Annotated in this window: 24 protein-coding genes and 4 pseudogenes; 17 read left to right on the top strand and 11 right to left on the bottom strand. The window is 60.3% G+C overall.

The features are described 5' to 3' along the window. Nucleotides 1-381: 381 nt before the first annotated feature. The 4 genes and pseudogenes from ACFSQT_RS39785 to ACFSQT_RS08810 all read left to right on the top strand — a co-directional run. Nucleotides 382-1,308 (top strand): annotated as a pseudogene (locus tag ACFSQT_RS39785) (ISAzo13-like element transposase-related protein); the annotation flags it as partial. A 946-nt stretch (nucleotides 1,309-2,254) separates the two neighbouring features. Continuing rightward, nucleotides 2,255-3,754, top strand: coding sequence for an IS21 family transposase (istA, locus tag ACFSQT_RS08800; protein WP_095085188.1), 1,500 nt, complete (start codon nucleotides 2,255-2,257; stop codon nucleotides 3,752-3,754). Next, nucleotides 3,744-4,520 (top strand): IS21-like element helper ATPase IstB, encoded by a 777-nt coding sequence (gene istB, locus ACFSQT_RS08805; protein ID WP_206073656.1) that lies wholly within the window; start codon nucleotides 3,744-3,746, stop codon nucleotides 4,518-4,520. The genes istA and istB overlap by 11 nt, the downstream gene beginning before the upstream one ends. Continuing rightward, on the top strand, nucleotides 4,517-4,738 hold the full coding sequence (locus ACFSQT_RS08810; RefSeq protein WP_095085189.1) for a hypothetical protein: 222 nt from the start codon (nucleotides 4,517-4,519) through the stop codon (nucleotides 4,736-4,738). Before istB ends, ACFSQT_RS08810 begins: the two co-directional genes overlap by 4 nt. 364 nt (nucleotides 4,739-5,102) lie before the next feature. Here the strand turns inward: ACFSQT_RS08810 and dgt are convergent, their stop codons facing one another. After that, nucleotides 5,103-6,659 (bottom strand): dGTP triphosphohydrolase, encoded by a 1,557-nt coding sequence (gene dgt, locus ACFSQT_RS08815; RefSeq protein WP_095090270.1) that lies wholly within the window; start codon nucleotides 6,657-6,659, stop codon nucleotides 5,103-5,105. A gap of 194 nt (nucleotides 6,660-6,853) precedes the next feature. Next, nucleotides 6,854-8,248 (bottom strand): hypothetical protein, encoded by a 1,395-nt coding sequence (locus ACFSQT_RS08820; protein ID WP_167392320.1) that lies wholly within the window; start codon nucleotides 8,246-8,248, stop codon nucleotides 6,854-6,856. 566 nt (nucleotides 8,249-8,814) lie between these two features. On the opposite strand from ACFSQT_RS08820, the gene ACFSQT_RS08825 reads away from it, so the two are divergent. From ACFSQT_RS08825 to ACFSQT_RS08845, 5 genes are read left to right on the top strand one after another with little or no spacing between them, the layout of a single operon-like run. Next, a complete protein-coding gene (locus ACFSQT_RS08825) occupies nucleotides 8,815-9,594 on the top strand; it encodes an endonuclease III domain-containing protein (protein WP_245331281.1) in 780 nt (259 codons plus the stop codon). A gap of 16 nt (nucleotides 9,595-9,610) precedes the next feature. After that, nucleotides 9,611-9,952: a hypothetical protein gene (locus ACFSQT_RS08830; RefSeq protein WP_143748887.1), complete on the top strand. Its 342-nt coding sequence runs from the start codon at nucleotides 9,611-9,613 to the stop codon at nucleotides 9,950-9,952. Next, entirely contained in the window at nucleotides 9,949-11,154 is a 1,206-nt protein-coding gene (locus ACFSQT_RS08835; RefSeq protein ID WP_095090275.1) for a PfkB family carbohydrate kinase, read from the top strand. Before ACFSQT_RS08830 ends, ACFSQT_RS08835 begins: the two co-directional genes overlap by 4 nt. Further along, nucleotides 11,151-11,747 (top strand): 7-cyano-7-deazaguanine synthase, encoded by a 597-nt coding sequence (locus tag ACFSQT_RS08840; protein ID WP_095090276.1) that lies wholly within the window; start codon nucleotides 11,151-11,153, stop codon nucleotides 11,745-11,747. The genes ACFSQT_RS08835 and ACFSQT_RS08840 overlap by 4 nt, the downstream gene beginning before the upstream one ends. A 58-nt stretch (nucleotides 11,748-11,805) precedes the next feature. Next, a complete protein-coding gene (locus ACFSQT_RS08845; protein WP_379018034.1) occupies nucleotides 11,806-12,408 on the top strand; it encodes a nitroreductase family protein in 603 nt (200 codons plus the stop codon). A 221-nt stretch (nucleotides 12,409-12,629) separates the two neighbouring features. Here the strand turns inward: ACFSQT_RS08845 and ACFSQT_RS08850 are convergent. Further along, a pseudogene (locus ACFSQT_RS08850) lies at nucleotides 12,630-13,757 on the bottom strand (IS3 family transposase). A gap of 121 nt (nucleotides 13,758-13,878) precedes the next feature. On the opposite strand from ACFSQT_RS08850, the gene ACFSQT_RS08855 reads away from it, so the two are divergent. Together ACFSQT_RS08855 and ACFSQT_RS08860 are read left to right on the top strand one after the other, a co-directional pair. Then, the gene (locus ACFSQT_RS08855) at nucleotides 13,879-14,046 is read left to right on the top strand and encodes a hypothetical protein (protein ID WP_167392293.1); all 168 of its coding nucleotides are present in this window, start codon (nucleotides 13,879-13,881) and stop codon (nucleotides 14,044-14,046) included. Nucleotides 14,047-14,051: 5 nt separating this feature from the next. Then, nucleotides 14,052-14,246: a hypothetical protein gene (locus ACFSQT_RS08860; RefSeq protein ID WP_095090280.1), complete on the top strand. Its 195-nt coding sequence runs from the start codon at nucleotides 14,052-14,054 to the stop codon at nucleotides 14,244-14,246. Here the strand turns inward: ACFSQT_RS08860 and ACFSQT_RS08865 are convergent. From ACFSQT_RS08865 to ACFSQT_RS08880, 4 genes and pseudogenes are all read right to left on the bottom strand, one after another. Further along, the gene (locus ACFSQT_RS08865; RefSeq protein ID WP_095090281.1) at nucleotides 14,243-15,121 is read right to left on the bottom strand and encodes a toll/interleukin-1 receptor domain-containing protein; all 879 of its coding nucleotides are present in this window, start codon (nucleotides 15,119-15,121) and stop codon (nucleotides 14,243-14,245) included. The genes ACFSQT_RS08860 and ACFSQT_RS08865 overlap by 4 nt on opposite strands. A gap of 224 nt (nucleotides 15,122-15,345) precedes the next feature. Further along, a complete protein-coding gene (locus tag ACFSQT_RS08870; RefSeq protein ID WP_095090282.1) occupies nucleotides 15,346-16,383 on the bottom strand; it encodes a nucleotidyl transferase AbiEii/AbiGii toxin family protein in 1,038 nt (345 codons plus the stop codon). Then, the gene (locus tag ACFSQT_RS08875) at nucleotides 16,376-16,969 is read right to left on the bottom strand and encodes a DUF6088 family protein (protein WP_095090522.1); all 594 of its coding nucleotides are present in this window, start codon (nucleotides 16,967-16,969) and stop codon (nucleotides 16,376-16,378) included. The genes ACFSQT_RS08870 and ACFSQT_RS08875 overlap by 8 nt, the downstream gene beginning before the upstream one ends. A 384-nt stretch (nucleotides 16,970-17,353) precedes the next feature. Then, nucleotides 17,354-17,713 (bottom strand): annotated as a pseudogene (locus ACFSQT_RS08880) (transposase family protein); the annotation flags it as partial. A 138-nt stretch (nucleotides 17,714-17,851) separates the two neighbouring features. Between ACFSQT_RS08880 and ACFSQT_RS08885 the strand changes: the two are divergent. Both ACFSQT_RS08885 and ACFSQT_RS08890 read left to right on the top strand, forming a co-directional pair. Continuing rightward, on the top strand, nucleotides 17,852-18,682 hold the full coding sequence (locus ACFSQT_RS08885; RefSeq protein WP_379018035.1) for a type IV toxin-antitoxin system AbiEi family antitoxin domain-containing protein: 831 nt from the start codon (nucleotides 17,852-17,854) through the stop codon (nucleotides 18,680-18,682). Continuing rightward, nucleotides 18,669-19,586: a nucleotidyl transferase AbiEii/AbiGii toxin family protein gene (locus ACFSQT_RS08890; RefSeq protein ID WP_095090284.1), complete on the top strand. Its 918-nt coding sequence runs from the start codon at nucleotides 18,669-18,671 to the stop codon at nucleotides 19,584-19,586. Before ACFSQT_RS08885 ends, ACFSQT_RS08890 begins: the two co-directional genes overlap by 14 nt. Before the next feature lie 568 nt (nucleotides 19,587-20,154). Here the strand turns inward: ACFSQT_RS08890 and groL are convergent. The 3 genes from groL to ACFSQT_RS08905 form a co-directional block, all read right to left on the bottom strand. Further along, nucleotides 20,155-21,810: a chaperonin GroEL gene (groL, locus tag ACFSQT_RS08895; protein WP_379018036.1), complete on the bottom strand. Its 1,656-nt coding sequence runs from the start codon at nucleotides 21,808-21,810 to the stop codon at nucleotides 20,155-20,157. 68 nt (nucleotides 21,811-21,878) lie between these two features. Beyond that, entirely contained in the window at nucleotides 21,879-22,175 is a 297-nt protein-coding gene (gene groES, locus ACFSQT_RS08900) for a co-chaperone GroES (RefSeq protein ID WP_006203049.1), read from the bottom strand. Between the two features lie 856 nt (nucleotides 22,176-23,031). Then, the gene (locus tag ACFSQT_RS08905; protein WP_379018037.1) at nucleotides 23,032-23,349 is read right to left on the bottom strand and encodes a LexA family protein; all 318 of its coding nucleotides are present in this window, start codon (nucleotides 23,347-23,349) and stop codon (nucleotides 23,032-23,034) included. A gap of 33 nt (nucleotides 23,350-23,382) precedes the next feature. On the opposite strand from ACFSQT_RS08905, the gene ACFSQT_RS08910 reads away from it, so the two are divergent. The 4 genes and pseudogenes from ACFSQT_RS08910 (at nucleotide 23,383) to ACFSQT_RS08925 (ending at nucleotide 25,936) form a co-directional block, all read left to right on the top strand. Further along, nucleotides 23,383-24,507, top strand: a complete 1,125-nt coding sequence (locus ACFSQT_RS08910; protein WP_379018038.1) for an IS630 family transposase — start codon at nucleotides 23,383-23,385, stop codon at nucleotides 24,505-24,507. 320 nt (nucleotides 24,508-24,827) lie between these two features. Continuing rightward, nucleotides 24,828-25,226, top strand: a pseudogene (locus ACFSQT_RS08915) (Ros/MucR family transcriptional regulator); the annotation flags it as partial. A 46-nt stretch (nucleotides 25,227-25,272) separates the two neighbouring features. Then, complete coding sequence (locus ACFSQT_RS08920; protein WP_095090287.1) at nucleotides 25,273-25,533, top strand: hypothetical protein; 261 nt, start codon at nucleotides 25,273-25,275, stop codon at nucleotides 25,531-25,533. Nucleotides 25,534-25,750: 217 nt separating this feature from the next. Continuing rightward, nucleotides 25,751-25,936: a hypothetical protein gene (locus ACFSQT_RS08925; protein WP_095090288.1), complete on the top strand. Its 186-nt coding sequence runs from the start codon at nucleotides 25,751-25,753 to the stop codon at nucleotides 25,934-25,936. A 398-nt stretch (nucleotides 25,937-26,334) separates the two neighbouring features. Here the strand turns inward: ACFSQT_RS08925 and ACFSQT_RS08930 are convergent, their stop codons facing one another. Continuing rightward, entirely contained in the window at nucleotides 26,335-26,547 is a 213-nt protein-coding gene (locus tag ACFSQT_RS08930) for a cold-shock protein (RefSeq protein WP_379018039.1), read from the bottom strand. Nucleotide 26,548: the final 1 nt, after the last annotated feature.

A 26,548-nucleotide genomic window follows, 5' to 3' on the forward strand; every position in this document is an offset into this window, starting at 1 on the left:
CCACCGACCGTCGACGCAAGCCTGCTAGCTGCACGACCACACAGTTCAACCGGCGAGGCGGGAGTGACGGGCCAGGAGCAAACAAAAGACTGCGTGGACGTACTTGGCTCTATCATATGCCGGCTCGACGAACTGCGCCAGATGGCGGCCTCCCACGGGCTGGAAACACTCAGTTTTCTACTGGACGTCGCCTTCACCGAATCCTGTGACGCGATTAGAAGGGAGCGTTCCTCCGCTCAAGGCGAAACAATGGATGCCGCGGTCCGCGCTGACGACGTGAGTTGAGCCATTGCCGGCAGCAGCTGGGGTCTTCTGTTTTGAACGAAACCGGTAATCGCCTTTCCACACGAGTACTTCTGGCTGGGCCAAGGGGATAGGTTTGTCGATCGGCAAGGCGGCGGCCCGCGGCCGCTGAGCGAGCGTGATGTGACGTTGCTCGCCGACCTCGCGCGCCTCGTCGAGCCCCGCGACGCAGGGCGATCCGGAGCGTCCGCTGCTGTGGGTGTCGAAGAGCCGCGACAAGCTGGCGTCGGCGCTCGTTGACATGGGCCACGCGATCAGCCCCAACAGCGTGCGCAAACTGCTCACCGAGCTCGGTTTCTCGCGCCAGTCCAACCGCAAGGCGGAAGAAGGCTCCAAGCATCCCCACTGCAACGCCCAGTTCGAGCACATCAACGCCAAGGTCATCGCGGCGCAAGCGGCGGGCCAGCCCGTCATCTCGGTCGAAACCAAGAAGAATGAGCTCGTCGGCAACTTCAAGAATGGCGGAACCGATTATCGCCCGAAAGGCGACCCGCACCGCGTGAACGTGCACGACTTCGAGGACAAGAAGCTCGGCAAGGACGACGTGAGCGCCAACGCCGGCTTCGTCAGCATCGGGATCACGAGCGATATGGCCGAGTTCGCCGTGCAATCGATCCGTTGCTGGCTCGAACGGTGCGCGCGTGCGGCTCTGGAAGGTCGAGCTGCAAAGGCTTGCCGACGAGACGGTGCTGGTGATCCGCGTCCACCACTATCCGCCGGTCACATCGAAGTGGAACAAGGTTGAGCATCGGCTGTTCGCTGTTCTGCCACATCACGCAGAACTGGCGCGGCCGGCCACTCACGGATCGCATAGCAGTGGTCGAACTGATCGGCGCCACCTCGACAAAGGCCGGTCTCAAAGTCGAGAGCGCACTCGACACGCGCAGCTACCAGAAGGGTATCAAGGTCAGCAATGCCGAGATGAAGCGCCTCGACATCACAAGCGATCAGTTCCATCCTGAATGGAACTACTCAATCAAACCGGGGCGGTCGCTAAAATCGTAGCGCTTATCGCTGCAGGTGTCCTAAGGAAGCAAAGCCGGCCGTTTTTTCTCCGCCATCCGCTCCGACGACGATCGCGCGGGGAGCGCCCAGATCCATCTGTCGAAGACGGTCGAAACCCGCTGATAAACGACGACAAGATCTGAAGCGCTGGAAGAGCAAAGGCGGCCGCCCGCGCGCTCTTCAACTAGCGCTGTAGCGGGCGGCCGCCTTTGCGGCGCGGTGCTGATCATGGGAGGTTGAAGGGATAGACGCGGGGCACGTCTCCAGCCGCCCTGAGGCGGCTTTCGACGTACCCCGCCATGCGCGTGCCTTGTGGTAGATCTGCGGGTAATCAGCGCCGCAGAAACAATCCGGCGTAACACCGATCTCAACTGGCAAGTCCGGGCTCGGTGTCACGCTCCACTGACGGTGCGCGACTGCATTATCGCATTGTCAGCGCATTCCGTCGACCTTTTCCCCGAACTCCCAGCGGCGCTCCGAAAGGATCGTCGCGGATGCTCACGGGCCGCTTCTTTCTGTGCGGCCGCTGCCGTTCGCAGGTAACGATCTGCCGCAGCTGCGACCGGGGACAGCGCTACTGCGGCCAGGACTGCGCCCGTGCTGCCCGCCGCGAGAGTGTGCGCGAGGCGGGGCGACGTTATCAGCGCAGCCGCCGGGGACGCCTGGCTCATGCGGTCCGGGCCCGACGATATCGGGCTCGGCACAATAAAGTGACGCATCATTCTCCACCTGCATCTCCTGCCGGTTCACTACTGGTCAGTCCCTCGAACGATGTCGTCGCTGCTTTTGCTGACGTCGCCGGGCGGGCGACGACATCGGTCATGCCCACGCCGTGCTGTCGGCGCTGCGACTGTCGACTGTCGCCGTTCGTTCGCACCGGCTTCGTGCGTCGCCGGGGGCCTCGTTATGCCCGTGAAGCTGACTACGCAGACGGAGAGCCCGTATCATGACCATCAGCCCCGAACTGGAAGCGCAGATCCTGCGCCTGTATCACGCCGAGAAGTGGCGCTGCGGCACCATCGCCAGGCAATTGCATGTCCATCACACGACGGTGCATCGCGTTCTGGCCCAGGCGGGATTGCCCCGGCACAAGCCGCTGCAGAGAGCCTCAATCATTGACCCGTATCTTCCATTCATTGAGCAGACGCTGGAAAAGTTCCCCTCGCTGACCGCCAGCCGCCTTTATGCGATGGTGCGCGAGCGCGGCTACCGGGGCTTGCCGACGCACTTTCGGCACCTGGTCGCCCTGCACCGTCCCCGCAAGCCGGCCGAGGCGTTCCTGCGGCTGCGCACATTGCCGGGCGAGCAGGGACAGGTCGACTGGGCCCACTTCGGTCACATCGAGATCGGCAACGCCCGCCGGCCGCTCATGGCGTTCGTGATGGTGCTTTCTTACTCACGCGACATCTACCTGCGCTTCTTCCTCGACGCGCGCATGGAAAACTTCCTGCGCGGTCACGTCGGCGCGTTCAACACATGGTGCGGGCTGCCCAGGGTCCTGCTCTACGACAATCTCAAGAGTGCGGTGCTCGAGCGCCAGGGCGATGCGATCCGCTTCCATCCGACGCTGCTTGCCTTCGCCGGCTTCTATCGGTTCGAGCCACGTCCTGTCGCGGTTGCCCGGGGCAACGAAAAAGGCCGCGTCGAGCGCGCCATACGGCATATAAGGGAAGCATTCTTCATCGCCCGCAAGTTCACCGATCTCGACGATCTGAACGCCCAGGCCGAACAGTGGTGCCGCAACCAGGCAGCCGACCGGCCATGCCCCGAGGACCGGACGATGACGGTCCGCCAGGCGTTTGCGCAAGAGCAGCCACTGCTTCTGCCGCTGCCCGCCAACCCATACCCCGTCGAGGAGCAGGTCGCCGCCAAGGTTGGCAAAACGCCCTATGTGCGCTTCGACCTCAACGATTACTCGGTACCGCATGCTCATGTCCGGCGCACGCTCAGCGTGCGCGCCGATCTCGGCCTGGTCCGCGTCTTCGACGGCGCAAAGATGATCGCCAGTCACCGTCGCAGCTATGATCGCGACCAGCAGATCGAGGACCCTCAGCACCTCAAGGCACTCGTCGCAATCAAGCGCGAGGCGCGCCAGCATCGCGGCCTCAACAGCCTGACCCGCGCCGTGCCGGCCTGCCAGACCCTGATGATCCGGGCCGCCGAGCGTGGCTCCAATATCGGTGCGATCACAAACGCGTTGCTGAAACTGCTTGACCTGTACGGCGCGCAGGAACTGCAGGCCGCCGTCGAGGAAGCTTTGCATGCCGGCGCCTCCCATTCGAGGTCGGTTCGCGACGTACTGGAACGCCGCCGGGTCGCCCGCGGTGCTCCGCCGCCGGTCGAAACGAGCCTGCCCGAACACGTGCGGCGCAAGGATACGACGGTACGGCCGCATCGCCTCGACAGCTACGACCAACTGACCCTTGGAGGCAAAGATGATGAATAATCCCGACATCCTGCTCAACCGGGCCAAGGCGTTGCGCCTCAATGGCCTGATCACCCATTGGGACGAAATCGCTGACGCGGACTGGCTGGCCGCCGTGCTTCAATGGGAAGAAGAGGAGCGCTCCGACCGTTCGATGCGGCGACGCACGCGTGCCGCCAGGCTCGGCCACTTCAAGCAACTGTCCGATTATGACTGGCACTGGCCTCGCCGCATCGACCGCGCCGCCGTCGAGGATCTGATGACCCTGTCCTTCATGAACGATGCCGCCAACATCGTCTTTATCGGCCCCAACGGCGTCGGGAAATCGACACTTGCTCGCAATGTCGCTCACCAGGCGCTCATCTGCGGTCACACCGTCGTCTTCCGAACCGCCAGCGAGATGCTCGGCGAACTCGCCGCCCTCGACAGCGACGCAGCCTTGCGCCGACGCCTTCACCACTACGCCGCCGCCGACGTTCTTGCGATCGACGAGGTCGGGTATCTGTCCTACTCGAACCGTCATGCGGACCTGCTGTTCGAACTCATCAGCCGGCGCTACGAAAAACGCTCAACCATCATCACCACCAACAGACCCTTCGCTGATTGGTCGGAGGTCTTTCCCAATGCCGCCTGCGTCGTCAGCCTCGTCGACCGCCTCATGCACCGATCCGAGGTGATCTCCATCGAAGGCGATTCCTACCGCTTCAAGGAAGCGGCCGAGCGATCAAAGGCACAGCGCGAAAAACGCACCAGCCGCTCCTCCGGCGAAAAGGTGCCCGCAGCATGAAACCAGATCCTCAACCGTCCGGCCTCAGTCGTGGTATCCACTTCCTCATCAATCCCGAATGGACACCCGAACAGGCGCTCGCTGTCTTCGAGCTCCTCAACGATCTCGCCGATAGCATCTGGTCTCACTACGGCGTCCAACTCCAGGAACTTATCCAGGAGCAGCAACGAACACCGACCGATCACAGCGATATCGAAAAAGCCCCGTCCTCGCTCTAAAGCACACATCCTCCACACTCGGCGGCCTGCAAAGGCCGCCTTTTTGTTCCGTCCACAAGCACCAAACGCTTGTCGTCGTTTAGACGCGCTTTTGAAAAGCCATCAACATCCATCCGACCTGCTAATGAAAAGATCGAGAAGCACCAACGCAACGCCGGCCATCAAAACTTCAGACGGCGCCAGAATCCCAGGCCAGACCGGAACGAGGCAGGGGCCGTCCGGTACCAGGTCGTTTGCTACGTGAGCGATCAGCCAGTTCGATGCCGGAACGTGGGCCATGAAGTTGGCCAGCGCCAAGCACGCCGGTCAATCCTATTCGGCGGCGCAAGTCAAAGCCGCTCGTCCTGAAATTCGCCGGTCTCTGTCAGATCGGCTTGAACATGCTTTCCGCTGAGTCGGATTTCAAACGCGCCCAGAACTCAATGGCATACCGATCCGTCATCCCCGCCACGAAATCGCACACTTCGCGGGCCCGACCAGTGATGTTGTCTGCCTTGTTGAAACGCTCTCTGACGTCCTCTGGCATCAGAATATCGCCCTTGTCAGCCATCAGCGCTTCGAAAAGATCGGTCACAACATCGTAACCTCGATATTCGCCCAGCTTCACGCGCGGGGCATAGATAGCGGCCTCATAGGTGTACTGTTTCAAGACTTCCTTCCGGCGCAATCGCCCTTTGGACAGCTTCACTTGGCTCAGAGGCGGACATTGCTCGTTGTAATCCAGCTCCACTGACGAGATGAATTCGTGCACCAGCTGCGACGACAACTCTGTGCGGTTGTATCCGTCATCACTGATCAGTCTGGACGTCTTATAAACAGCGGTAAATCGCTTGAATCCTTCCCGCTCGGCCTCCAGCTTCTGTCTTCTGGCCGCCTCGGCTGGCTGCAGACTGTCGCGATCCTCGTGGTCGCGCATTCCAGCGCCATCCGGACTCCCAGTCACATCTACCCCCGCGCCACTTTCATCGTTATCGGGCTCGCCCTGGAACAGTCCGGCAAAGATATCGAAGAATACGTCGAGCACATCTTCCTTGCTGACGTCCTCCTTGATCTGCTTCGATACGCTCGCTGCCACCTTGTCCAACAGCGCATCCTTGGTCGCTAGGATCTTCGCAGGGCTGAGGAACCCCACCTTCAGGCAGTCTTCAAGATCGTAGACGGAATATGCAATGTCGTCTGCCAGATCCATTATCGAGCATTCGAGCGACTTGAACTCTTTTCCGCGCTTCAGTTTGAAGTCGCCCACTACCGAGCTTTTGATGTTCTCGACGATCGTTTTTTCCGTAGCGTAGTAGCCCTTCTCGACCTTTGAGCCTTCAGGGCGCACGGCTTTGATCATGTTGTCGTACTTCAGGATAGAAGCCAGCGTCCGATGGCAGAGATTTAGACCGGCCCTTATATCTCCATCGCCATCGAGAGGTTTGGCGTATTTGACCTTCTTCTCCAGCCTGGTCAGAATTCGCAAGGTTTGGGCATTGCCCTCAAACCCGCCATATTCAAGCATCGCATTGTCGAGCGCCCCTTCACCGTTGTGACCGAATGGCGGATGGCCAATGTCGTGAACCAGACCAGCGGCGAAACACAACCTGACGTCAATCGGTTCAGGCAAAGTAGTCTTGTATGTGTAGTTGATGAACTCGGCTATTCCCTGGGCTATCTGGGCCACTTCAAGCGAATGTGTCAGACGGCTCCTGAAAAAATCGGACTCGCGGCTGGGGAATACCTGTGTCTTTCCCTGCTGACGGCGGAAGCTGGCGCTGTGAATGATCCGACCGTGATCTCGGGAGTAATTGTGCCGGTAGTCCTTATTTTGGGGGTCCGCGCCGCCGCGGACCACTTCCCTGGTTTCATCGTTGCTCGTGTAGAGCTTAATCTTGCTTTTCGGCGCTGTTTTTGACGGGCTCTTTGGCGGTTTTGCCATCGTTCTCTGTCTCTTCCCTCATGCGGCGTTCGAAGCGCATGCGAAGAGCCCTATCCAAGGTTCCGAGCTGCGACTCAGCATCTTTACGAGCGTTTGCGATAGCGGTCAAAAGCATCTTCGTTTCCCTTTGTTTACCATTGTGGATACTTTATATTTTTATTGTGTTCTCATTATGTTCCGATTTCACGCAAGCGTCAATTAGAGTCTTGGTCAGCAACCAGACGCATTCGTGTCGGCACACTGGCCTGTCGGACGACATCCGCGATGTGACTTGTCAGGCCGACCTCCCCCTCCAGTATCAGGCCATGGCCGAACGGAATCATTGTGAGAGCTACTCGTAGCGCTTCCAGGCCATCTCGAACATCGAAACTTTTCCATTCCGCAGCCTCTCCCGGGACAATTGTTGCACCGGATGAAACGCTGCGCCCCTTATGCAGTTGCAGCAGCCACGCGGTGCGACCGTCATATGCCCATTCGAATCTCACTGCACCAAGTTGAGCGGAAGTTCGTTGATAGAGAGTTTCAACTGCACTCAGAACTTCAGGTGGAAGTTCTTGAGGCGCCTTCTTGCCGAGCATGAAGGCGTCGCCGGCGCCAAGAACTCCCTCGACGTGGAGGTTTCCCTCAGCGTCGCAAATCGCAGCACCCGACCAGGTCGCGGGGACGCCTTCCTGCGCAATGACTGACGCAATTGCGCGATGATCAGGGTCTTCCGCATTCAGGAGCTTGAACGGGTCAGTCCAACCTCGAACAGTCGTGAAATGGCCCGGCACCTGTTCGGTCGGACATGTCCGTGTCCAAATTTCGCGGGTTCCCGTGCTCTCGCCGAACGAGAATGGAGCGACCCGGCGAGAAATAACTGTCGTCCGCGGCACGGGCACGCCGGCAAGATGACCGATCAGCAACCCGTACGCCTTGTCTCCAAGCAGGCGGGAGAAGCCATTTGGCCATCTCGGCTCCACGTCAGCGGCATGCATGGCTTCGTTCTCACCGAATTCCCAATATATGACATGGGATTGACGATAGCCGCGCGGCTTGGGGTGAAGGCTGAACTCAAGGCGCGCAGATTTTGCTGACGCGAAGTCGGGACCAAATCCGTAGACTATGTCGAACAGCCGGCGCGCCCAGTCAGAGCGTAGCGTCGCGAAACCCGCTTTCTCGACCCCGCGTGGCGTAACATCGGGACCAAATTCAACGATGTCATCAAGGATCACCCCCGAAACTCCGCCATCGCTGACATCAATAGTCTCGTTGACAATCGTGAACCAGCCTGCGGCAGAGAGACGCTCAACCGCAGCCACGACATCAAGTGGCGAGGAAAGTCCGTAAAGAAACTCGGCACTCTGAGGCCGGTGTTCGTTGAAGCTCCGGACGTTGAGTGTGCCTTCGACGCTCCTCAAATAGAGAGCCCCGATCGCCTCCGCCGGCGTATCGAAGTGCTGATCGGCCGGCAGCCCAGCGAGCCGGGCAAACTGCTGTATCGGAGCCCCGGCTTTCGGTGCGAAACTCACGAATTGCGCGACATTGAATTGTTCAGCCAGTCGCGCCAGCACAGCATCCTTGCGGAAGGCAGAGGGGCGGTCGCTCATGTAGCTCGATCGATCAGGCATGGCAGTCGGTTCATTGTGCTGGCTCGGAAATGGACACGACGAGAAGATGTGAGGCCGCCACCTTAGCGCCTTTTGTACGAACTGGACCAGCAGCGACGGCTCTATCGTGTGGAAAGAGTGCTTCTTGACGTCGCTGGGGGCTAAGTTGCCACAATGCGACGGCGGCGACTATAGACTCCACGCCCCTCACGACATGTCGGCCAGACCGCGAAGAATATTCATTATATGTATTCTTCTTTCCGGCCTTGTCTCAGCGAGGCGTCGAACGATTGCATCGATCTCCGAACTCGAAACCGCTTCCTTCATGGAATGGACTGAAAGCCAGGATGTCAGCCTCCGCTCCAGCTTAACGGTCATTTTAACACGAAAATTCAAAACTTTACTGATGTACGATTGCGTGTAACCACAAGACAATGCCAGCTGCACCTGGCCTATACCGAGCCGGTCCATAGCCTCTCGTACCTCGTTCAGCAGCGTGGTGTTTTCCGTTGTCATTTTGATCAAAATTGTCTATGAATTATATGAATAGAGATTGGAATCGAGAGATGCAACAGGTTATCTCGCTGAAGGAAGGGCAGCCGATCTTCCTGCACCTGCCGGATGCCGATGCTGAGGTCATGCCGTCGGTCCCCTGGGGGAATTTCACAGCAGTGTTCACCCCGGCTTTCTGGGCAACTCAAGTTTGGATGGACGCGCTTGACGTGCCCGACGAGAGCGGACTTGGCGAAACGCTCGCGGAGGAAGTGGTCGCGTGCCTTCTTGGCGGGCACGGCGCCCCTGCTGAGGTTGGCCTTGCTGCCTATGATCGCGTCCGCTCCTATATGCGCGCGAACGGCCCTCGCCTGTCTCTAGCCCAGGCGGAAGCATTGCTATCAGAACCGCTATCAGTCCTCGGACGATCCGTGCGATACCGCTTCGCAAAGCAACGTGCCGGCTATCTGCACGGATGCCTTGAAGGCGTTCCGATGATTGACGAGGCCCAGTTGAATGACAGAGAGCTGCGCGATAGTCTTTGTTCCCTGCCTGGGATCGGTCCGAAGACCGCATCATGGGTAGTTCGCAATCGTCGACGCAGCGACGACGTTGCTATACTCGACGTTCATATCATCCGCGCCTGCCGCCAAATAGGCGTTTTCCCGGCAAATGCTAATCCAGCTACCGATTATTTCGGACTGGAGAAGAAATATCTGGATTTCAGCTCTGCAATTGGAGTCCGAGCATCGATGCTTGACGCCGTAATGTGGAAAATCATGCGAAGCGTGCATCCGCGCCTCCTACAAACGTTGATGAATGTATCGAATCAGGCTCTAGTCCTCCCGCACTAAGCGAGGAGGACTGGACATGAGCGGTGGCGGCGGAGGCAGTGGACGGAATGATCTCGGTCCCGCTGTCGGAGGCGGATTTGATCAATGCAGCCGCGAATACCAGACCCCCGTGAACAGTCCGAAGCCTTCGGTTCTTGGGCCGCTTAACGTCGGCGACGTTCTGGATGTCGATGTTGTCGCCATAGGCAGTTCTTCAACGCTTGTCGTACGGGATGCCCGCGGAAACCTCGGCGGGTCGCTCACGTTCGTTGGCTATCTGCAGGTGATCAACTGCATCGTCCAGCAGGCGGTGCCCTATAAAGCTGAGATTCTGTCGATCTCCGGCGGCGTCTATACGGTCAGGGTCTACCCGGTGTGAGCCGCGACGTAACCGTTGCAGGCGGTGTCTACCATGAGCGTTGCCTGCAACCCGAATGGGATCATATCTTCGGGTCGGCAGGACGCGCCGCGTTTTCGATCGCGCAGCTTGCAAGTGGCCGCGTGCAATTACGAGGTTACGCCAACAGCCGGCTCAGCGATCGGATTGCTGTTGAGGCAGAACTCGCTGACGTGCAACTGGATCTTCTGGGGACCGAGCAGGCAGTCACTTTCGATTATGTCCATACGCTCTCGATACCGCTTATCTCGCCGCCACCGGCATTGCTGAAGAGACTACCAGACATCAAGGTCGAGAACAGTATCGTCATCCGCTACGGGATGATCGAATCAGACGTCGTCGTGTCCGCGAACATCGCAGTATACGACCCTCAATCCGCGTTCGACGCCCAACCGTTCAGACGAAACGGTTCGTCGGCAGCTAGGCTCGGTGTGGTTCTCAACCGGTTGGAGATGCGGTCCATCACCGGCACCGACAATCCGCGCGACGGCGCCAATTGGCTGTTTCACAATGACGGCGCCGAAGTCGTTGTCTTGAAGATGGGCGCACTGGGAGCATTGGTCCTCACGCCTGACCACCAACAACAGATTCCGCTCTACGAATCGGATTCAGTCTGGAAGCTCGGGTCAGGCGACGTGTTTTCCTCAACGTTTGCCGGTTTGTGGGCGATAGAGGGGAGGGACCCGGTCGAAGCCGCGGATTTGGCGTCGCGCGCAACCGCTTGGTACTGCAACTCGCGAACCCTTCCGCCTCCCACTCCAGATGGTTTGATGTCCGCCAGGGCAACACCGATCAAGCCTGGCTCCGGACGCATATACCTTGCCGCACCTTTCTTTGACCTTGGACAACGCTGGCTGGTCGAAGAGGCGAGGCTCGCACTCATTGATGCCGGCGCAGACGTTTTCTCGCCCGTACATGAAATCGGACCCGGCAAGGCCGACGTCGTCGCTCCTGCGGATCTGATCGGTTTGGACGGCTGCGACGTCATCTTCGCAATACTTAATGGCATGGACCCCGGAACCGTATTCGAAGTCGGGTACGCGAGAAAAAAAGGCATCCCGATCGTGGCATTGGCGGAGAACGAGAAGGAGGAAGACCTAAAGATGTTCGTGGGCTCGGGGACGATCGTGGCTCAGGACTTCGTGACCGCGATCTACAAGGCGATATGGAGCCTGCCTAAATGAGGACGGCATTGCTTCTCTCTGGAGGCATGGACTCGGTCAGCATCGCTTGGTGGAAGCGCCCGGACGTTGCCATCACCATCGACTATGGGCAGAAGCCGGCTGAGGCTGAAATCGTCGCCGCCGGCCAAGTCGCGCGACTCCTCAATACCCCCCACGAAGTCATTCGCGTCGATTGCTCGGCTCTAGGATCTGGGGACATGGCGGGCCGTGCGCCGTCTGAGGTCGCGCCAGTGTCGGAATGGTGGCCATTCCGCAATCAGCTGCTGATTACGCTCGCCGGCATGGCCGCGGTGAAGAGTGGGATTAAACGCCTCCTTATCGGCGCCCTCGCCACCGACGGCGTCCACGCCGACGGGCGTCCCGATTTTGTCGAGCATATCTCGAAGCTGCTGGCGCTCCAGGAAGGCGGCATCACTGTAGAAGCTCCGGCGATCGAGCTGGATGCGGTCGAACTGGTGCGAACATCCGAGATCGACCAAGCGACCCTCGCCTGGGCGCACTCGTGTCACGTCGGGAATTACGCCTGCGGCAAATGCAGGGGTTGCGTTAAGCATTACAACACGTGGTCGGCTCTTGGCTGGACGCCTCACTGAAGAAGCTGCTCCCCGGGAGCAGCCAGGTGACTGGTCTGCCTGGTTGCCGGCAGGCGCGTTGATACGTGAGCTTCCCAAGCCGGAAGAGCAGCGCGATCGGTCATTTATAGACGTAATGGAGTCGCGGCGGTCTGCCACTGGGGGGCCGGTAAGCTGGCAAGAGATTGAAGCATTGCTTTGGTACGCGTGCAGGACTCGCGAATTTCGCGGGATCGGGCGTGCCGGCGTGCCTTTAGAACACCGTATTTCACCCTCCGCAGGTGGATTGCACGCCATCCAGATCATCTGTCAGATGTCGAACAGCGATCGTGCGGCACGCGCTTACCTGCCCACGAGACACGCTGCGGCTTTACTCTGCGTCTCATCCCAGGCAGCCGAGCTCAACAGAGAGCAGGTGAAAGCGGTATTGGGGATCGCATCAGGCTGCACACTTCGGTTGATAGCAGACCTTTCCAAAATCGATGCAGCCTATGTGAATGGAGAAAGCTTGGCTTGGCGCGATGCCGGTGTTGTTAGCGCGACCCTAAGTTTCGTAGCGGAGTGGCTTGGCCTGCGCTCGAACGTGCTGGGCTTTTCAGGCAATGCCTATCTGCCCTTGATTGGGTTTCCAACAAACCGCTTCATGGCCGTCGGGGCCGTGCAGATCTCCAGTTCCGCATAGCAGTCGCACCAAACGACAACCTAGAGATCGATGCATCGCCAAACCAAATCAGTGTGCGGGATCACTGCATAATACAGAGCTGGCTTCGTTTGTTTGGACAGCGCCCTGCGGAATTTAAGTGGTTTCCTGCCGGGTTACGTGAACGCAGCGCTTTGCGATTTTGCTGCGGCGTCGGAAGGGCGAAGCCCGACCAGAGCTGCAGCAAAATCGCGCGGCGACGATCATGCGACCGTCGCCATCGCGTGCCCGCCGAAGGAAGCCTCGTCGGGCGTGTGCCCGTCAAGGCTCGAATGTGGGCGTCCTCCATTGTAGAAGGTCAAGTATCTGGAGATCGACGCACGCGCTTCTGACACGCCGTCGTAGGCGCGCAGATAGACCTCCTCGTACTTGACCGTCCGCCAGAGCCGCTCGACAAAGACATTGTCGCGCCAGGCGCCTTTGCCGTCCATGCTGATGGCGATCTTCGCGTCCAGCAGCACACCCGTGAAGTCGAGGCTGGTGAATTGGCTGCCCTGATCCGTGTTGAAGATCTGTGGCCTGCCGTATCTCGCCAGAGCCGCCTCGAGCGCGTCGACGCAAAAGGCCGCCTCCATCGTGATCGAGACGCGATGGGCGAGCACGCGCCGGCTGAAGACGTCGACGACCGCCGCCAGATAGACGAAGCCCCGTCGCATCGGAACGTAGCTGATGTCCATGGCCCAGACATGGTTCGGCCGCTCGATCTTCAGCCTCCGCAACAGATACGGATAGACCTTGTGACCCGGCGCGGGCTTGCTCGTGTTCGGGCGACGATAGATCGCCGAAATCCCCATGCGTTTCATCAGCGTCGTCACATGGCGGCGGCCGACCGAAACGCCTTCGCGCCGTAGCAGCGATCGAAGCATCCGCGCTCCCGCGAACGGGTAATCGAGATGCAGTTCGTCGAGCCGACGCATCCGCGCCAGGTCCTCGGCCGAAACCGGCCGAGGCTTGTAGTGGACCGTGCTGCAGGCCAGCTTCAGCACCTTCGCCTGACGCACCACAGGCAGAGTGGGGTCGCGGTCGATCATCGCTTTGCGCTCAGCAGGCCGGCGTTGCCGAGCGCGCCGGACAAAAAAACGTTCTCCAGCGCCAGCTCACCGATCTTGGCGTGCAACGCCTTCAAATCGACCGGCGCCTCGCTCGAAGCCGCCTTGTCCTGCCCGAACACGCCCGCGGCGCCTTCGAGCAATTGGTTCTTCCAGGTCGTAACCTGGTTCGACGTCGAACTGCTGCGCCAGCTCCGAAAGCGTCTTCTCCCCCTTTACCGCGCCCAACGCCACCTTCGCCTTGAATGCGGGTGAATGCGTCCGGCGGCTTCTCTTCGTCACCTCAACTCCTGATTCCCGGCGAGAATCCTCGCCAATCTCAGGCAGAAAATCCACTTATGCCACTGTCCGATTTTGCGGAGCCAGCTCTGTTCCCACGGCCCCGGCCATCGAACTCGTCGCGATGATGATGCGCTGGGGTCGGCATCTCAAGCAGTGGAAGGCCACGACGCTGGCCGACTTCGCGCGCGTGTCCCTGTCCACATTCGAACGTGTCGAACGCGGTGACAAGGTCAGCGACGAGGCGCTCGATCGGATCGCGGGCGGCGCGATCTCTACAACGACATTCTGAAGTGCGTGGCCGAGCTCGAGCGTCGCGGGCTCACCGTATTGTCGGTCGTCATGCAGGCGCCGCAGCCGGGACTGTCGGGCTGGAAGGTGGCCATTATCTCGGCGACGCCGCGGCTCACCGATCCCGGCGCGCCCAAGCGCCGCCATGTCCTGGTTGACCGCTGCTGCGTCGCGCTGCCGCCGACCGCGCTGGACGGCTAGGCAATGAGGGCCGCGCGTTCGGCGATGAACTGGGCGATCTGGGCGGGCGAAAAGCGGCGCGCATCGACATAGCCGTCGGTGCGGAACACGCCGTCGACGGCGCCGTCGTCGACGCGCACGAACATGACGCGCTGATCCTCGCGCGCCATGATGATCTCGCGGATGGCCCTGAACTCGACGCCGCACCAATCCTTGCGCTGATAGTCCTCACCGAGGAAGACGACGATCAGTTTGGACCGGTTGCGGTAGATGTCCTGGAGCAGGGTGTCGAGCGAGGGCCGCGCGAGCTGGGACACGTAATTGTTGTCGTAGAAATAGGCGTTGGGGCCGATGCGCGCCTCAAGCTCGCGGGCGACCTCTTCGACCAGCCGACGCGCCTCACCGGGGAAGGAGAGGCCGACATCGAAATTGTGCCGGGTAATGTCCACGTCCCGCCCTGCCTGCCGGGTCCATGACGGCAGCATGATCCCGCGTGCGGCGTGCAGTTCCTTGGGCAGGTTCACGTCCTTGACTGCCCAATGGGTGCGGGTCATTTCCCAGTTGCCGATGTCCAGCTCAAAACTAAGGGAATCGAAATCGGCCGCCGCGAGGAACGGATCGACCGGGATGATCTCGTATTCGATCCGCACCTGGCCGCGGCGCACGGTGACCTCGCGAATGAGGCCAAATTTCGGGTCGAGCTTACAGCCAGCCTCGTAGGCGAAGATAGAGGGCAGGCGCTTCAGCTCCTTCAGCGCCACTTGGTCGAGCGAGCCATACTGATCGGCGATCTGCTCGTCCGTATATTCATGGTGGCGGACGCAGCGGCTGGCATCAAGCACACAGGGATCGCCTTTCCACTGGTCTGACCATCCCGAGACAAAAAGATTGTACATAGCTTGCTTTCCAGGTGATGTCTTCGAGTCAGGGCAGAAGCCCATACATCGTGAGGAAGGCCGCGAGCGCAGATTCCACGCTAGCAGGATCTTCGTCTTCGGTTTTCCATATTGCGGCTAACAGGCGACGCTCCAGGCCTGATGAGCTCGTTGGCAGCGATGATCGTGTCGGCTGAATGGTTTCTCGCGCGCAGTCAGTTTGGAGTTCTCGGCAAATCGTGCGCCTACCTGTTGATGGTCCCCTGGAATTTCTCAATTCTGGAAAGAATGTCGTCGAATGACGGCGAGGTGTCATCGAACATCATCGGCGCCATTGCCCGATAATCCGCTCTGAGACGGTTGATCCGGGCTTCGCTTGGCATCAGCCGCAAAGTGCCTGGGCGCGCCGTATCGTAATTGGCCCAGCCCGAGCGAAAGAATGTCGCCTTGTGCTTTGCCACGGTTGCCAGCAGCTCGAGATCAGCGGCGGCAGCCTTGCCCTCGTCGGAGTCGAGCATCATGGCGAGGTCATAGTAGTGGCGCGAGAAATATTGCGGGGTCGCCCACTCTGCCGGACGATGGGCTTCCGCGTGCAAGGCAGTGGCTTTTTCCCAGAAGGTGCGCCATGCAGACAGGACCGTGACGGTCGTATCCGGATGTTCGAAGAAATCGGGAAAATCGTCGGCCGCGTAGGGGCGAATGACCTTCTTCTCGGCGGGCCATGGATCGCCGCGGGCGCCGAGCTCAAGCTTAACCCGTGGCGTGATGTACGCCATGCCTTGATACTCGGCCGTCGGAAGCACTACTGGGTAGTGGAAGTTCAGTGTCTGCGCGTCGGCTTCATCGATCGCTAACGACCACTCGTCGTGCTGCGGTTCGCCGAGTTCTTGGACGATCGCGGAACGAAGGGCAAGAAGCAGCTTGTCGGCTATATGCTTCTCAACATCTCCCACCAGGTCGTCGATGAGTTGACCTGATTTCTTCCGGCTGATGCCCTCCTTTTCTGGATCGCGATCACCTGTGTAGCCGGGATCGGCCCGGTCGAAGGACAAATCGATGTCCTCGGAGAAACGGCGGATGATGCCAAAGGCCTTGGACAGGGACGTTCCGCCTTTGAAGACTAGGCTGGCTGCGGCGTCCTCCGGAAGACCGAACAATCGTTTCAAGGTCCAGCAGACCCAGAAGTCCTTCTCGATGATCGTGTTGGCGACGCCGCGCCCGGCACCAGTTTCGCCAAAAAGCGCTGCCCGATCACTCGGCGGTAGAAGGGCGACCTTATCCATTCGCTGCGTTCGACGCTGTGTTGCCGATCGAGATCAGTGTCGGACGCATCCAGGCGGGAGCCTGAACTGCGTTGGACGCGAGTAGCCTCTTGTCGCTGGCCGACAGCCGGCGCGCGGCGAGCTGAGCCACATCGGCGGCCCGCACCGGCCCGACGTGGCGAAGTGCTTGGACGACTGTTCCGGCAGGACTGCCCGGTGCGATCAGATGCTTGGGCGAAGCGTGACGCAAATCGACCACGCGCTTACCCAGCACGATCCGGCGCGAGGGCCCGTCCGTCAAATAAAGGCTCTTTGCGGGAACCTGCGTCGAGAGGCCGAGCGCATTGGCGGCGTGCGCGCCGGCGATCTGCGCCTTTGAACCAGTCTCCCGCGCGAGCGCACGCGCGACATCGTCGGGAGCCGGTGAAAGCTGGCCCAGCTTCGGATGGACCTTCGGATAGTCATAGAGGCCACGCGCCAGGCGGCGCAGCTTTCCACTCTTGACCAAGCGGGAGAGGGCCTGATCGAGAGCAGCGCGCCCCGCGACGTCGAGGAAGTCGCTGGGCGTGAAAACACCGCCACGCCCGCCGGCGCGGGCGCGGCGCATGACCCGATCGGGAACTGATGTCATGGCCGTTTTCATGCGTCAGAAAATAGGCTATCTTTTTCTGACATTCAAGATGCAAAACGTGCGAAAGGGGCAGAAAGGGTGTCCCGACAACCCCCACGTGGCTTGCGAATGCCGTCGCGGACCTCATCCTCCGTGAGAACTTGTCCATCGCCCTGAGCTTGCACTGAATTCCAACATGATGCGACGGATCGCCATAGCGTACGCCAAACAGATCAACACCATTCCGCCGCTGGCCGCGCCTGCCGTTCCTCGGAACGTTGGGATCGCCGAGCAAGCTTCGCCATAGCGCGACAGAGGTAAAATTGATTGTAATTATGGTCGTCATTCACTCCCCTGATAGGTTCAGACGGGTTTCAGGGCCTAGATCCAGGGCCCGGACTCATAACCAAGGCCGACGATCGCAGCGGTGCAGACCGCCGCTGGGTAATTTGACGGCAAGAGGCTCGCATCGTATCGCAATGAGCCGGCAGAACATGCGTTCGACGGCGTTTCGGTCGTGGTAGAGGACAGGCGAGAGGCAGTTCTTCCAAGCGCCGGCCGCCTTTGGCGCGATGGCCGCGGGGCTTCGATCAGGCGGCGGGTCGCGTCCGAATCATAACGCTTGTCGGCCTGCAGGATCCGGGTGTGTGGCAGACGTTTCAGTGGCTGGGCTCCCCTCCAATCAGCGACCTGGCCGCCGATGAGCTTTAAGGCGGTGGAACGACAGGCCGGTCGCGTCAATAGGTCGTCTCCGTCTTTGCTGGATCGCATCATGTTCAAAGGTCGGCATTTCCTCCTCCAGATGCGTTTTGCCCTGGTGGTTTGAATATTGCGCCTTTATGCCTACCGTTGATGGGTCGAAAATACGAACCTCCGAACTTGCCTGGCGGTTTGGACTCGTGTTATTTTCCCCTACCAATGATAGGTCGAAAAAACGAAAAAATAAACCAGCTTCATCGCCTGCTCCCCGAGGGGCTAGTGGTCGATACTGCTTGGCTGGATGAATACGGCTACCGTCGGCAGTGGCGTGAAAAATACGTGGCGCAGGGTTGGCTCGAAGGTGTCGTCCGCGGCGTCTATCAGCGACCGATCGGCAACGTCGAGCAGACCATGGCCTGGCAGCGCGTGATGATCTCGCTCCAGCGACTTCTCGACAAAGCCGTGCATGTCGGCGGCCGCAGCGCCCTCGAACTGCAGGGCCTGACCCACTACCACCGCTTTTCGGGCAAGCCTAAAATCCACCTCTATGCCTATGGCAGCCTGCCTGGCTGGGTCCAGCGGATACAGACCGACGCTCAGTTCGTCGAACACAAGGCAGACAAGCTCTTCGATGCCGACGCACCTGGAAGGACGCGCATTGTATGGGGACATTGGGGATGGGAGCTCGATGTCTCCGCGCCGGAGCGAGCACTTTGCGAGCTTCTTGACCTTCTCCCATTCCGGGAGACCTTCCATCAAGCTGACGTTCTAATGGAGTCGGTTCGCACTCTGAGCCCGAAGCGGGTTCAGGCAGTGCTGGAAGCATGCGGCTCCGTGAAGGTGAAGAGACTGTTTCTCTGGTTCGCCGAGCGGCACGCCCATCCGTGGTTCGGCCGGCTCGATCTCAAACGTATCGACCTTGGTCGTGGCAAGCGCCAGATCGTGGTCGGGGGTCGGCTGGACAGCAAGTATCAGATCACTGTGCCGGAGACACTCGATGCCGGCGTCTGAGGCTTACCGCGCGCAAGTCAGCCTCCTCGTTCGGGTCCTGCCACTCGTTGCTGAGGAGGCTGTCTTTGCATTGAAGGGTGGCACGGCCATTAATCTCTTCGTCAGAAACCTTCCGCGCCTGTCGGTCGATATCGATCTGGCCTATCTGCCGGTCGAGGATCGCGCGACTTCCCTCGCCAATATCGACGCTGCGATACGACGCATTGCTGCTCGAATAGGGAAGAATGTGCCGCGTAGCCGCACCCAGGTAGTGCCGCTGCACAGTGATGGCGCTGCCACAAAGGTGCTGATTGCCTCCGACAGTGTACAGATCAAGATCGAGGTGACGCCTGTCATTCGTGGCTGCGTTTACGCGCCCGAAACGCGGGCGGTTTGCGACCGAGTTGAAGAGCTCTTCGGCTATGCCGAGGTGCCTGTTGTGTCCTTCCCGGACCTCTATGCCGGCAAGATAGTCGCGGCCTTGGATCGGCAGCATCCGCGAGATCTGTTTGACGTCAGGGATCTGCTCGCGAATGAGGGCGTGTCCGATGAGCTGCGGCGCGCCTTCATTGTGTACATGCTGAGCCACAACAGGCCGCTGGCGGAGGTTTTGGCGCCGACGCGCAAAGACCTGCGCCGGGAGTTTGACGCTGGATTTGCTGGCATGACGGAAGAGCCCGTGACCCTGGAAGCGTTGTACGATGCTCGTGAAGCTCTAATCGCCGAGGTCGTTGGCAAGATGCCTGCCGAGCACCGGCGTCTTCTCCTATCCTTCAAGGCCGGCGAACCTGACTGGAGCTTGTTTGGTGTGCCCGGAGCCGCGGAACTGCCGGCAGTGCGCTGGAAGGTCGACAACTTGGCCAAACTTTCCAAGGGCCGGCGCGAAAAGCTGCTATCAGATCTCGAGCGGGCGCTCGCGAAATGACAGAAGTGGGATGCGTAGGGACGTCGAAGTGAACGGAGCGGGGCGAGGGCGACGACATGGAATTGTGCTCCGCAGTGGTTGGTTCGCAGACTGCGGAGCTGGCCATGTGGAGTGCCAGGGGTCGGCGCTTCAGAACAGGGCGGAGCTGAGAGGTTAGGCCATGGCCCGTCTCTTCGTCGGTGTTACGGACAAGGCCTGGTTCGATCAGTTGAGGCGCCTTGGAGCGCGGTCGCGTGGGCAGAAATCCTGCATGAAGGAAATCCGCTCTCGGTTTCGTCATTCACGGCGTGTTCGGCGCATTTCGTCACGCTTCGGTGCCAGCTGGCGCTGGCTGACAGGGGCGCTCGACGCAAGCATCGCGCGGCATGGGCCTTGCAGAACGAAAAAGGGCGGCATCGCTGCCGCCCTTTTTCGTATCTGAAGGCTGAATGGGTTCGATTAGAAATCCAGGCTGCCCCTCAAACCCGCTTGCGGGTTGAGCATTGTCAGTTGATGGCGTGCTTTATGGAGTTCTCATTGCGAATGATCTTATCCGAAAAGTCTGCAACTTTTCGGGATCATTCGTCAATTAGAAGTCCATGCCACCCATGCCACCCATGCCGCCGCCGCCCATGCCGCCAGGCATGCCGCCGCCAGCCGACTCCTTCTTCGGAGCCTCCGCGATCATGGCTTCGGTGGTGACGAGCAGGCCGGCGACCGAGGCCGCGTCCTGGAGAGCGGTGCGCACGACCTTCATCGGATCGACGATGCCCATGGCGATCATGTCGCCGTATTCGCCGGTCTGGGCGTTGTAGCCGAAGGTCGCGTCCTTGTTCTCGAGGATCTTGCCGGCAACGATCGAGGCTTCAGCTCCGGCGTTGGCCGCGATCTGGCGGGCCGGAGCCTGCAGCGCACGGCGCACGATGGCGATGCCAGCGGTCTGGTCGGAGTTGGCGCCGACCGCCTTGATGCTCAGCGAAGCGCGCAGCAGGGCGACGCCGCCGCCAGCAACGATGCCTTCTTCCACGGCCGCGCGGGTCGCGTTGAGGGCGTCATCGACGCGGTCCTTCTTTTCCTTGACTTCGACTTCCGTCGCACCGCCGACGCGGATCACCGCAACGCCGCCCGCGAGCTTCGCGAGACGTTCCTGCAGCTTCTCCTTGTCGTAGTCCGAGGTGGTCTCCTCGATCTGCTGCTTGATCTGGGCGACGCGGCCCTGGATCTCGGCCTTCTTGCCGGCACCGTCGACGATGGTGGTGTTCTCCTTGGAGATCGACACCTTCTTGGCGCGGCCGAGCATGTTGAGGCCGACGTTCTCGAGCTTGATGCCGAGGTCTTCCGAGATGACCTGGCCACCGGTGAGGATGGCGATGTCTTCCAGCATGGCCTTGCGGCGATCACCGAAGCCCGGCGCCTTGACGGCGGCGATCTTCAGGCCGCCACGCAGCTTGTTGACGACCAGCGTGGCCAGGGCCTCGCCTTCGACGTCTTCCGAAATGATGACCAGCGGCTTCGAGGTCTGCACGACGGCTTCGAGAACCGGCAGCATGGCCTGAAGGTTGGACAGCTTCTTCTCGTGCAGCAGGATGTAGGCGTCTTCCAGATCCGCAACCATCTTTTCGGCGTTGGTGACGAAGTAGGGCGAGAGATAGCCGCGGTCGAACTGCATGCCTTCGACGACTTCGAGTTCGGTCTCGGCGGTCTTGGCTTCCTCGACGGTGATGACGCCCTCGTTGCCGACCTTCTTCATCGCTTCGGCGATCATCTTGCCGACCGACTCGTCGCCATTGCCGGCGATGGTGCCGACCTGGGCGACTTCCTCGGAGCTCTTGATCTTCTTGGCGTTCTTGGTGAGGTGGGCGACGACTTCGGTGACGGCGAGATCGATGCCGCGCTTCAGGTCCATCGGGTTCATGCCGGCGGCAACCGCCTTGTGGCCTTCCTGGACGATCGACTGCGCCAGAACGGTCGCGGTCGTGGTGCCGTCGCCGGCGATGTCATTGGTCTTCGAAGCAACTTCGCGGACCATCTGCGCGCCCATGTTTTCGAACTTGTCCTCGAGCTCGATTTCCTTGGCGACGGTGACGCCGTCCTTGGTGATGCGCGGGGCGCCGAACGACTTGTCGATGACGACGTTGCGGCCCTTGGGGCCGAGCGTGACCTTCACCGCGTCGGCGAGGATGTTGACGCCGCGCAGCATGCGCTCGCGGGCATCACGGGAGAATTTTACGTCCTTGGCAGCCATGTTTAGCTCCTGGCAGGGGCTCGCAGAGAGCCCGAAGATGAAGATTCAGGTGAAAGAGAGGCCGATATTCAGCCGATGATGCCCATGATGTCGGATTCCTTCATGATCAGAAGGTCTTCGCCATTGAGCTTGACTTCAGTGCCCGACCACTTGCCGAACAGGATGCGGTCGCCGGCCTTGACGTCCAGCGGAACGAGCTTGCCGGCTTCGTCACGAGCGCCGGAGCCGACAGCGATGATCTCGCCTTCCTGCGGCTTTTCCTTTGCCGTGTCGGGGATGATGATCCCGCCGGCGGTCTTGGATTCGGATTCGACCCGGCGAACGACCACGCGGTCATGAAGCGGGCGGAACTTCGACTTTGCCATTTTTTCTTCCTCGATGAGAACGGTGAGAACTGTCCCTCTATCCGGCGAAGCCGGACAAACCAGTACGCCCGGCGGTTCCGGACATTAGTTAGCACTCATCAATGGCGAGTGCTAACACCGCGGGGGATAGGCTCCTGGCATAGGAGAGTCAAGACGCTCGTGAGGCGATTGCAGACAGCCGGTATGATGATTTGGCCGGCTGTCCTATTGCCGCCGAGGCGACCGCAGCGCCCAGCAGTGGCCATCGTTCGGCGAGCCCGTAGCTGCCGGTCAGCTCGAGACCGAGATCACTGAGATCACTGAAAGGTCTTGGCGTCACAGATCGGTCGAAAAACGGCGCTTCTGCGAAGCAGTAAACCGCCCCGGCGGCTTGGCAGCCCCATGACTGAAATGGGGTGCGGGCGGAACGCACTACTCAGCCGCCCGGATCGATGATGCGAAAACAGGCCTAATATTCCGTAAACAGGAAGGCTGGCGACGCACCGATTGCAATTGCGCTGACGTGGGGTAAGCTTGGCCCGTCCTGGATCGTCAATCCCATTGCAGATTCGGGCACTCCCGATTTTGCCGCCTTCGGGCGGCCCTTTTGTTTCATGTAAGCTATTGCCGCCGCGATCCGAACCGCGACAGCGGGTGCGGCCCGATGGGTTCGCCGCCAACCGCGTCGATCAATCATATTCAGGGACCGGCTCGGCCGTAGCAGTCCCCGCAATCGGCGAGCGGCTGGGTAGCGCCGACATGGCGGGACGCCATCAGACAGGCCCCGTCTTGATGGGCGCCAATTGTAATGCTGGTCCGCACGATGGAACACCAGCTTCGCTGTCGCGTGTAGCTAACCGCTGGCGCTGATATTACTCTAGTAGCTCTGCACAGAGGTTATGACGGGTTGAACCGGCTGAAGTTTGGGTAGGATGTCGTGGTCGACGAGCAGTTGGATGCTGCGCGCGACACCTGGTTGCCTGCGGATGAGGCCGGAGCGTTCGAGGGTTAGCACCATCTGGTGGACGGACGGCGGGGTGACGCCGAAATAGCGTTGCATGTCGCGTTTGGCCGGCGGCTGGCGGTTGATCTGCATATAAGCCCAGATGAAGGCGAGGTACTGGCCCTGTTTTTCGGTGAAGCTGGGACCCGCAGGCGTTTGCCCGTCAAGTAATTGATTCAATTTTCGATTCATCCGGAACCCTTGGCAACCGAGGAGGCTTTCTGGATGAATCTACGCTATCGTGTCGATCTCGACCAACCCGAACGCGATGAACTCACAGCGATGCTGGCAGGCGGCAAGCAGCCGGCTCGCAAGCTCAAGCGGGCGCAGATCCTGCTCGCCGTCGACGCGGGCTTGGGTGACGAGACCATTGCCGCGACGGTGGTGGTCGGCGGCTCCACTGTCTATCGCACCAAGCGCCGCTTCGTGGAGATGGGTCTGGAGGCGGCGCTCAGCGAAGAGCCACGCGCAGGCGCGCAACGCAAGCTGACGGGCAAGGAAGAAGCCCTGCTGGTGGCCACCGCCTGTTCCAGTCCGCCGCCGGGCCGCGCCCGCTGGACCCTGGAACTGCTGGCCGGTGAGTTCGTCAAGCTGACCGATCACCAGGAACTGTCGCGCGAGACGGTGCGCCGACGCTTGGCAGACAACGATCTCAAGCCCTGGCGCAAGGACATGTGGTGCATCCCCAAGGTCGACGCCGAGTATGTCGCGCGCATGGAGGACGTGCTCGACCTCTATGCCGAGGCACCGGACCCGAAGCGACCGGTGGTGTGCTTCGACGAAAGCCCGACCCAACTCATCGGCGAGGTGCGACAGCCGATCCCGGCCGAACCGGGCCGGCTTGAGCGGTATGACTGCGAGTACAAGCGCAACGGCACCGCCAACCTGTTCGTCTTCCTCGACGCACACCGCTCCTGGCGCAAAGTCAAGGTCACCGAGCGGCGCGCCGCGGAAGACTTTGCCCATTGCATGCGCGACCTCGTCGATATCCATTACCCGCAGGCCGAACGCGTCAGGGTGGTGCTCGACAATCTGTCAACCCACTCGGCCGCCGCGCTCTACCAGGCTCTGCCTGCTTCAGAGGCGCGACGCGTCCTTCGACGGCTGGAATTCCACTACACGCCCAAACACGCCAGCTGGCTCAACATGGTCGAGATCGAAATCGGCGTCCTGCGCGGCCAGTGCCTCGATCGTCGCATCAATAGCTATGATCGCCTCGTCGCGGAGACCGCTGCCTGGGAGCACCTGCCAAACACCAGTGGCGCTCGCATCAACTGGATGTTCTCTACCGAAAACGCACGCCTTAAGATGGCCAAAGCCTATCCCAAGCCGACTTCCAAAGAGTCATAACCTCTGTGCAGAGGTACTAGTGAAGTGGAGATGTTGCTTCCGTTGGATCCGGAGACGTTTCGGACCGTATTGGCCGAACGGCGAGCCGCGCGAATCACCTGATTGGTAGATTACCCTGGGGAAATGCAGCGACGCTTGCCGGTGTTCCGAAAGTCCCGTCGGCAAATCCACTATGTGGAATCCTGCAGTCACCGCTGACGCGTTGAGTTACGGATGAACATGCTATTTTCCCGTTGATTGTGTTTGGAAGTTAGAAAGATGAATGTTTCGAAAGGAGAACCTGCTTTGGCTGAGGACATGACTAACATGCTCGGGCTGAAACAACTGACATTGTTTCCGCTTACGTCAGCAAGAACGCGCCGCCGATTTCCTCTCTGCCGGATCTTATTCACAGCGTGAATCAATCGCTGTCGAAACTCGGACAGCCCGCCGAACCCGAGAAGCCGGCGCAGGCTCCCGCAGTCAACCCGAAGCGGTCGGTGTTCCCGGACCACATCATTTGCCTGGAGGACGGGAAGAAGTTCAAATCGCTGAAGCGCCATCTAAACGTCCATTATGGGCTGACACCGGACGAATACCGATCCAAATGGGGCCTGCCCGCCGACTATCCGATGGTCGCCCCGAACTCTTCGGCCTCGCGATCGCAATTGGCGAAAGCGAGCGGTCTCGGCCGCAAGGTTGCTGCGAAGGCGCCTGACAAGCGAAAGGCACGAGCTTAGAAGAAGGCAACTGTCGCCTTTCAATATCGGGCGATGGCCCGGCACGATGCTCAGGCTCCATCGCCAACTTGTGCTTGCGGCGTTGTCGCTACTGCTTGCGCAGCCGGCGCTCGCGAAAACTTGGTGCCATCCGATTGACAACACCGCCCGGATCCTTGCGTCGCCAAGCCCGAATGACATTCACAGGGATTGGCGGGACGAAAATCACATAGGCATGTCGTTGGCATTGGCGCCGCGCCGCAAAGTGACGGCAGAGCGCGTTGTTTATATCGAGGGAGATCTTTTTTACCACGAAGCGGCCTTGTGAATAAAAAAGTCAATGTCCTCCAAAAGGAATGGCAATGTGATTGGCGGCTCTCGCCGGGCGCTCCGCACTCGCGGATATACACACCGGGCAATAGGGTCGCGGCACCTGAGCCACCGGACCTTGCTGGGTATGTCTCCTGAGCACTTCCCAATGCCCGGCACAGTTGCCTTTGCCGATAAGCGAAGTATCGTTGCGCCGCGAATCGGCTGGAGGATCAATGCGCAAGCAGACAAAACCGTTCATCATCGAGGTCAAACCCTCACGGAAGCCGAAATCCGGCCCACGGAAGACGTCGATCTGGGGGCAGTTGGACTTGAGGACCGAGGACGATCCGCCGGCTGGAGCGGCGCCACAAAAGGTGCCAGCCGCCATCGAGGATAGCGCTGCGGCCGGGGGCCGCTGACCCAAACGTGCTGCTGCGCGCCTATGTGGAATCAATGACAAGGAGCCGTCGGCAGCAGACTGCTGGCGACGGCCGACGGTGTGAGTGTCAGCCTGTAGGCGCTGTGCGAGTCTCGGTGGCGCGGGGCCAGATAGCTGCGGGCCGCCTCTCCGAACTTTTCGCCGGTATTCTCACCAGGGGCATCAGCTTGTCGGTGTGTGGGATAAACCACCAGGCTTTGGATGAGGCAGGTGGCGAACGGCGCCTTCAGACGCACCTTCCGGCCGGTATTTTGAGAAAGGCGGGAAACACCCCGCCTTTCCTTGCAAATTGTCTGGCTTGGCCTGTAATTCGTGAAGGCTGAGAAAAAGCTGCCCTGGCCTTTTGGCTCCGTCACGTTTGCGCGGCGCGCAAGACAGTCAGCCTGCCTTGCTCAGACTGCCAGCTGAAGACTTGCCGGTGCGGCGGTCCTTCTCGATTTCATATTTGATCTTCTGACCATCGACGAGGGTCGAAAGACCGGCACGCTCGACAGCCGAAATGTGGACGAACACGTCCTGACCGCCGCCATCGGGCTGGATGAAGCCGAAGCCCTTGGTGCTGTTGAACCACTTCACGGTTCCAGTCGCCATC

The sequence above is a fragment of the Mesorhizobium calcicola genome, assembly GCF_042682105.1.
GTDB classification, from domain to species: domain Bacteria; phylum Pseudomonadota; class Alphaproteobacteria; order Rhizobiales; family Rhizobiaceae; genus Mesorhizobium; species Mesorhizobium calcicola.

Coding starts and splice junctions, on each gene's coding strand:
- istA (WP_095085188.1), top strand. CDS start 2,255: ATGACCATCAGCCCCGAACTGGAAGCGCAGATCCTGCGCCTGTATCAC.
- istB (WP_206073656.1), top strand. CDS start 3,744: ATGATGAATAATCCCGACATCCTGCTCAACCGGGCCAAGGCGTTGCGC.
- ACFSQT_RS08810 (WP_095085189.1), top strand. CDS start 4,517: ATGAAACCAGATCCTCAACCGTCCGGCCTCAGTCGTGGTATCCACTTC.
- dgt (WP_095090270.1), bottom strand. CDS start 6,659: ATGGCAAAACCGCCAAAGAGCCCGTCAAAAACAGCGCCGAAAAGCAAG.
- ACFSQT_RS08820 (WP_167392320.1), bottom strand. CDS start 8,248: ATGAGCGACCGCCCCTCTGCCTTCCGCAAGGATGCTGTGCTGGCGCGA.
- ACFSQT_RS08825 (WP_245331281.1), top strand. CDS start 8,815: ATGCAACAGGTTATCTCGCTGAAGGAAGGGCAGCCGATCTTCCTGCAC.
- ACFSQT_RS08830 (WP_143748887.1), top strand. CDS start 9,611: ATGAGCGGTGGCGGCGGAGGCAGTGGACGGAATGATCTCGGTCCCGCT.
- ACFSQT_RS08840 (WP_095090276.1), top strand. CDS start 11,151: ATGAGGACGGCATTGCTTCTCTCTGGAGGCATGGACTCGGTCAGCATC.
- ACFSQT_RS08855 (WP_167392293.1), top strand. CDS start 13,879: ATGATGATGCGCTGGGGTCGGCATCTCAAGCAGTGGAAGGCCACGACG.
- ACFSQT_RS08865 (WP_095090281.1), bottom strand. CDS start 15,121: ATGTACAATCTTTTTGTCTCGGGATGGTCAGACCAGTGGAAAGGCGAT.
- ACFSQT_RS08870 (WP_095090282.1), bottom strand. CDS start 16,383: ATGGATAAGGTCGCCCTTCTACCGCCGAGTGATCGGGCAGCGCTTTTT.
- ACFSQT_RS08875 (WP_095090522.1), bottom strand. CDS start 16,969: ATGCGCCGCGCCCGCGCCGGCGGGCGTGGCGGTGTTTTCACGCCCAGC.
- ACFSQT_RS08890 (WP_095090284.1), top strand. CDS start 18,669: ATGCCGGCGTCTGAGGCTTACCGCGCGCAAGTCAGCCTCCTCGTTCGG.
- groL (WP_379018036.1), bottom strand. CDS start 21,810: ATGGCTGCCAAGGACGTAAAATTCTCCCGTGATGCCCGCGAGCGCATG.
- groES (WP_006203049.1), bottom strand. CDS start 22,175: ATGGCAAAGTCGAAGTTCCGCCCGCTTCATGACCGCGTGGTCGTTCGC.
- ACFSQT_RS08905 (WP_379018037.1), bottom strand. CDS start 23,349: ATGAATCGAAAATTGAATCAATTACTTGACGGGCAAACGCCTGCGGGT.
- ACFSQT_RS08910 (WP_379018038.1), top strand. CDS start 23,383: ATGAATCTACGCTATCGTGTCGATCTCGACCAACCCGAACGCGATGAA.
- ACFSQT_RS08920 (WP_095090287.1), top strand. CDS start 25,273: ATGCTCAGGCTCCATCGCCAACTTGTGCTTGCGGCGTTGTCGCTACTG.
- ACFSQT_RS08925 (WP_095090288.1), top strand. CDS start 25,751: ATGCGCAAGCAGACAAAACCGTTCATCATCGAGGTCAAACCCTCACGG.
- ACFSQT_RS08930 (WP_379018039.1), bottom strand. CDS start 26,547: ATGGCGACTGGAACCGTGAAGTGGTTCAACAGCACCAAGGGCTTCGGC.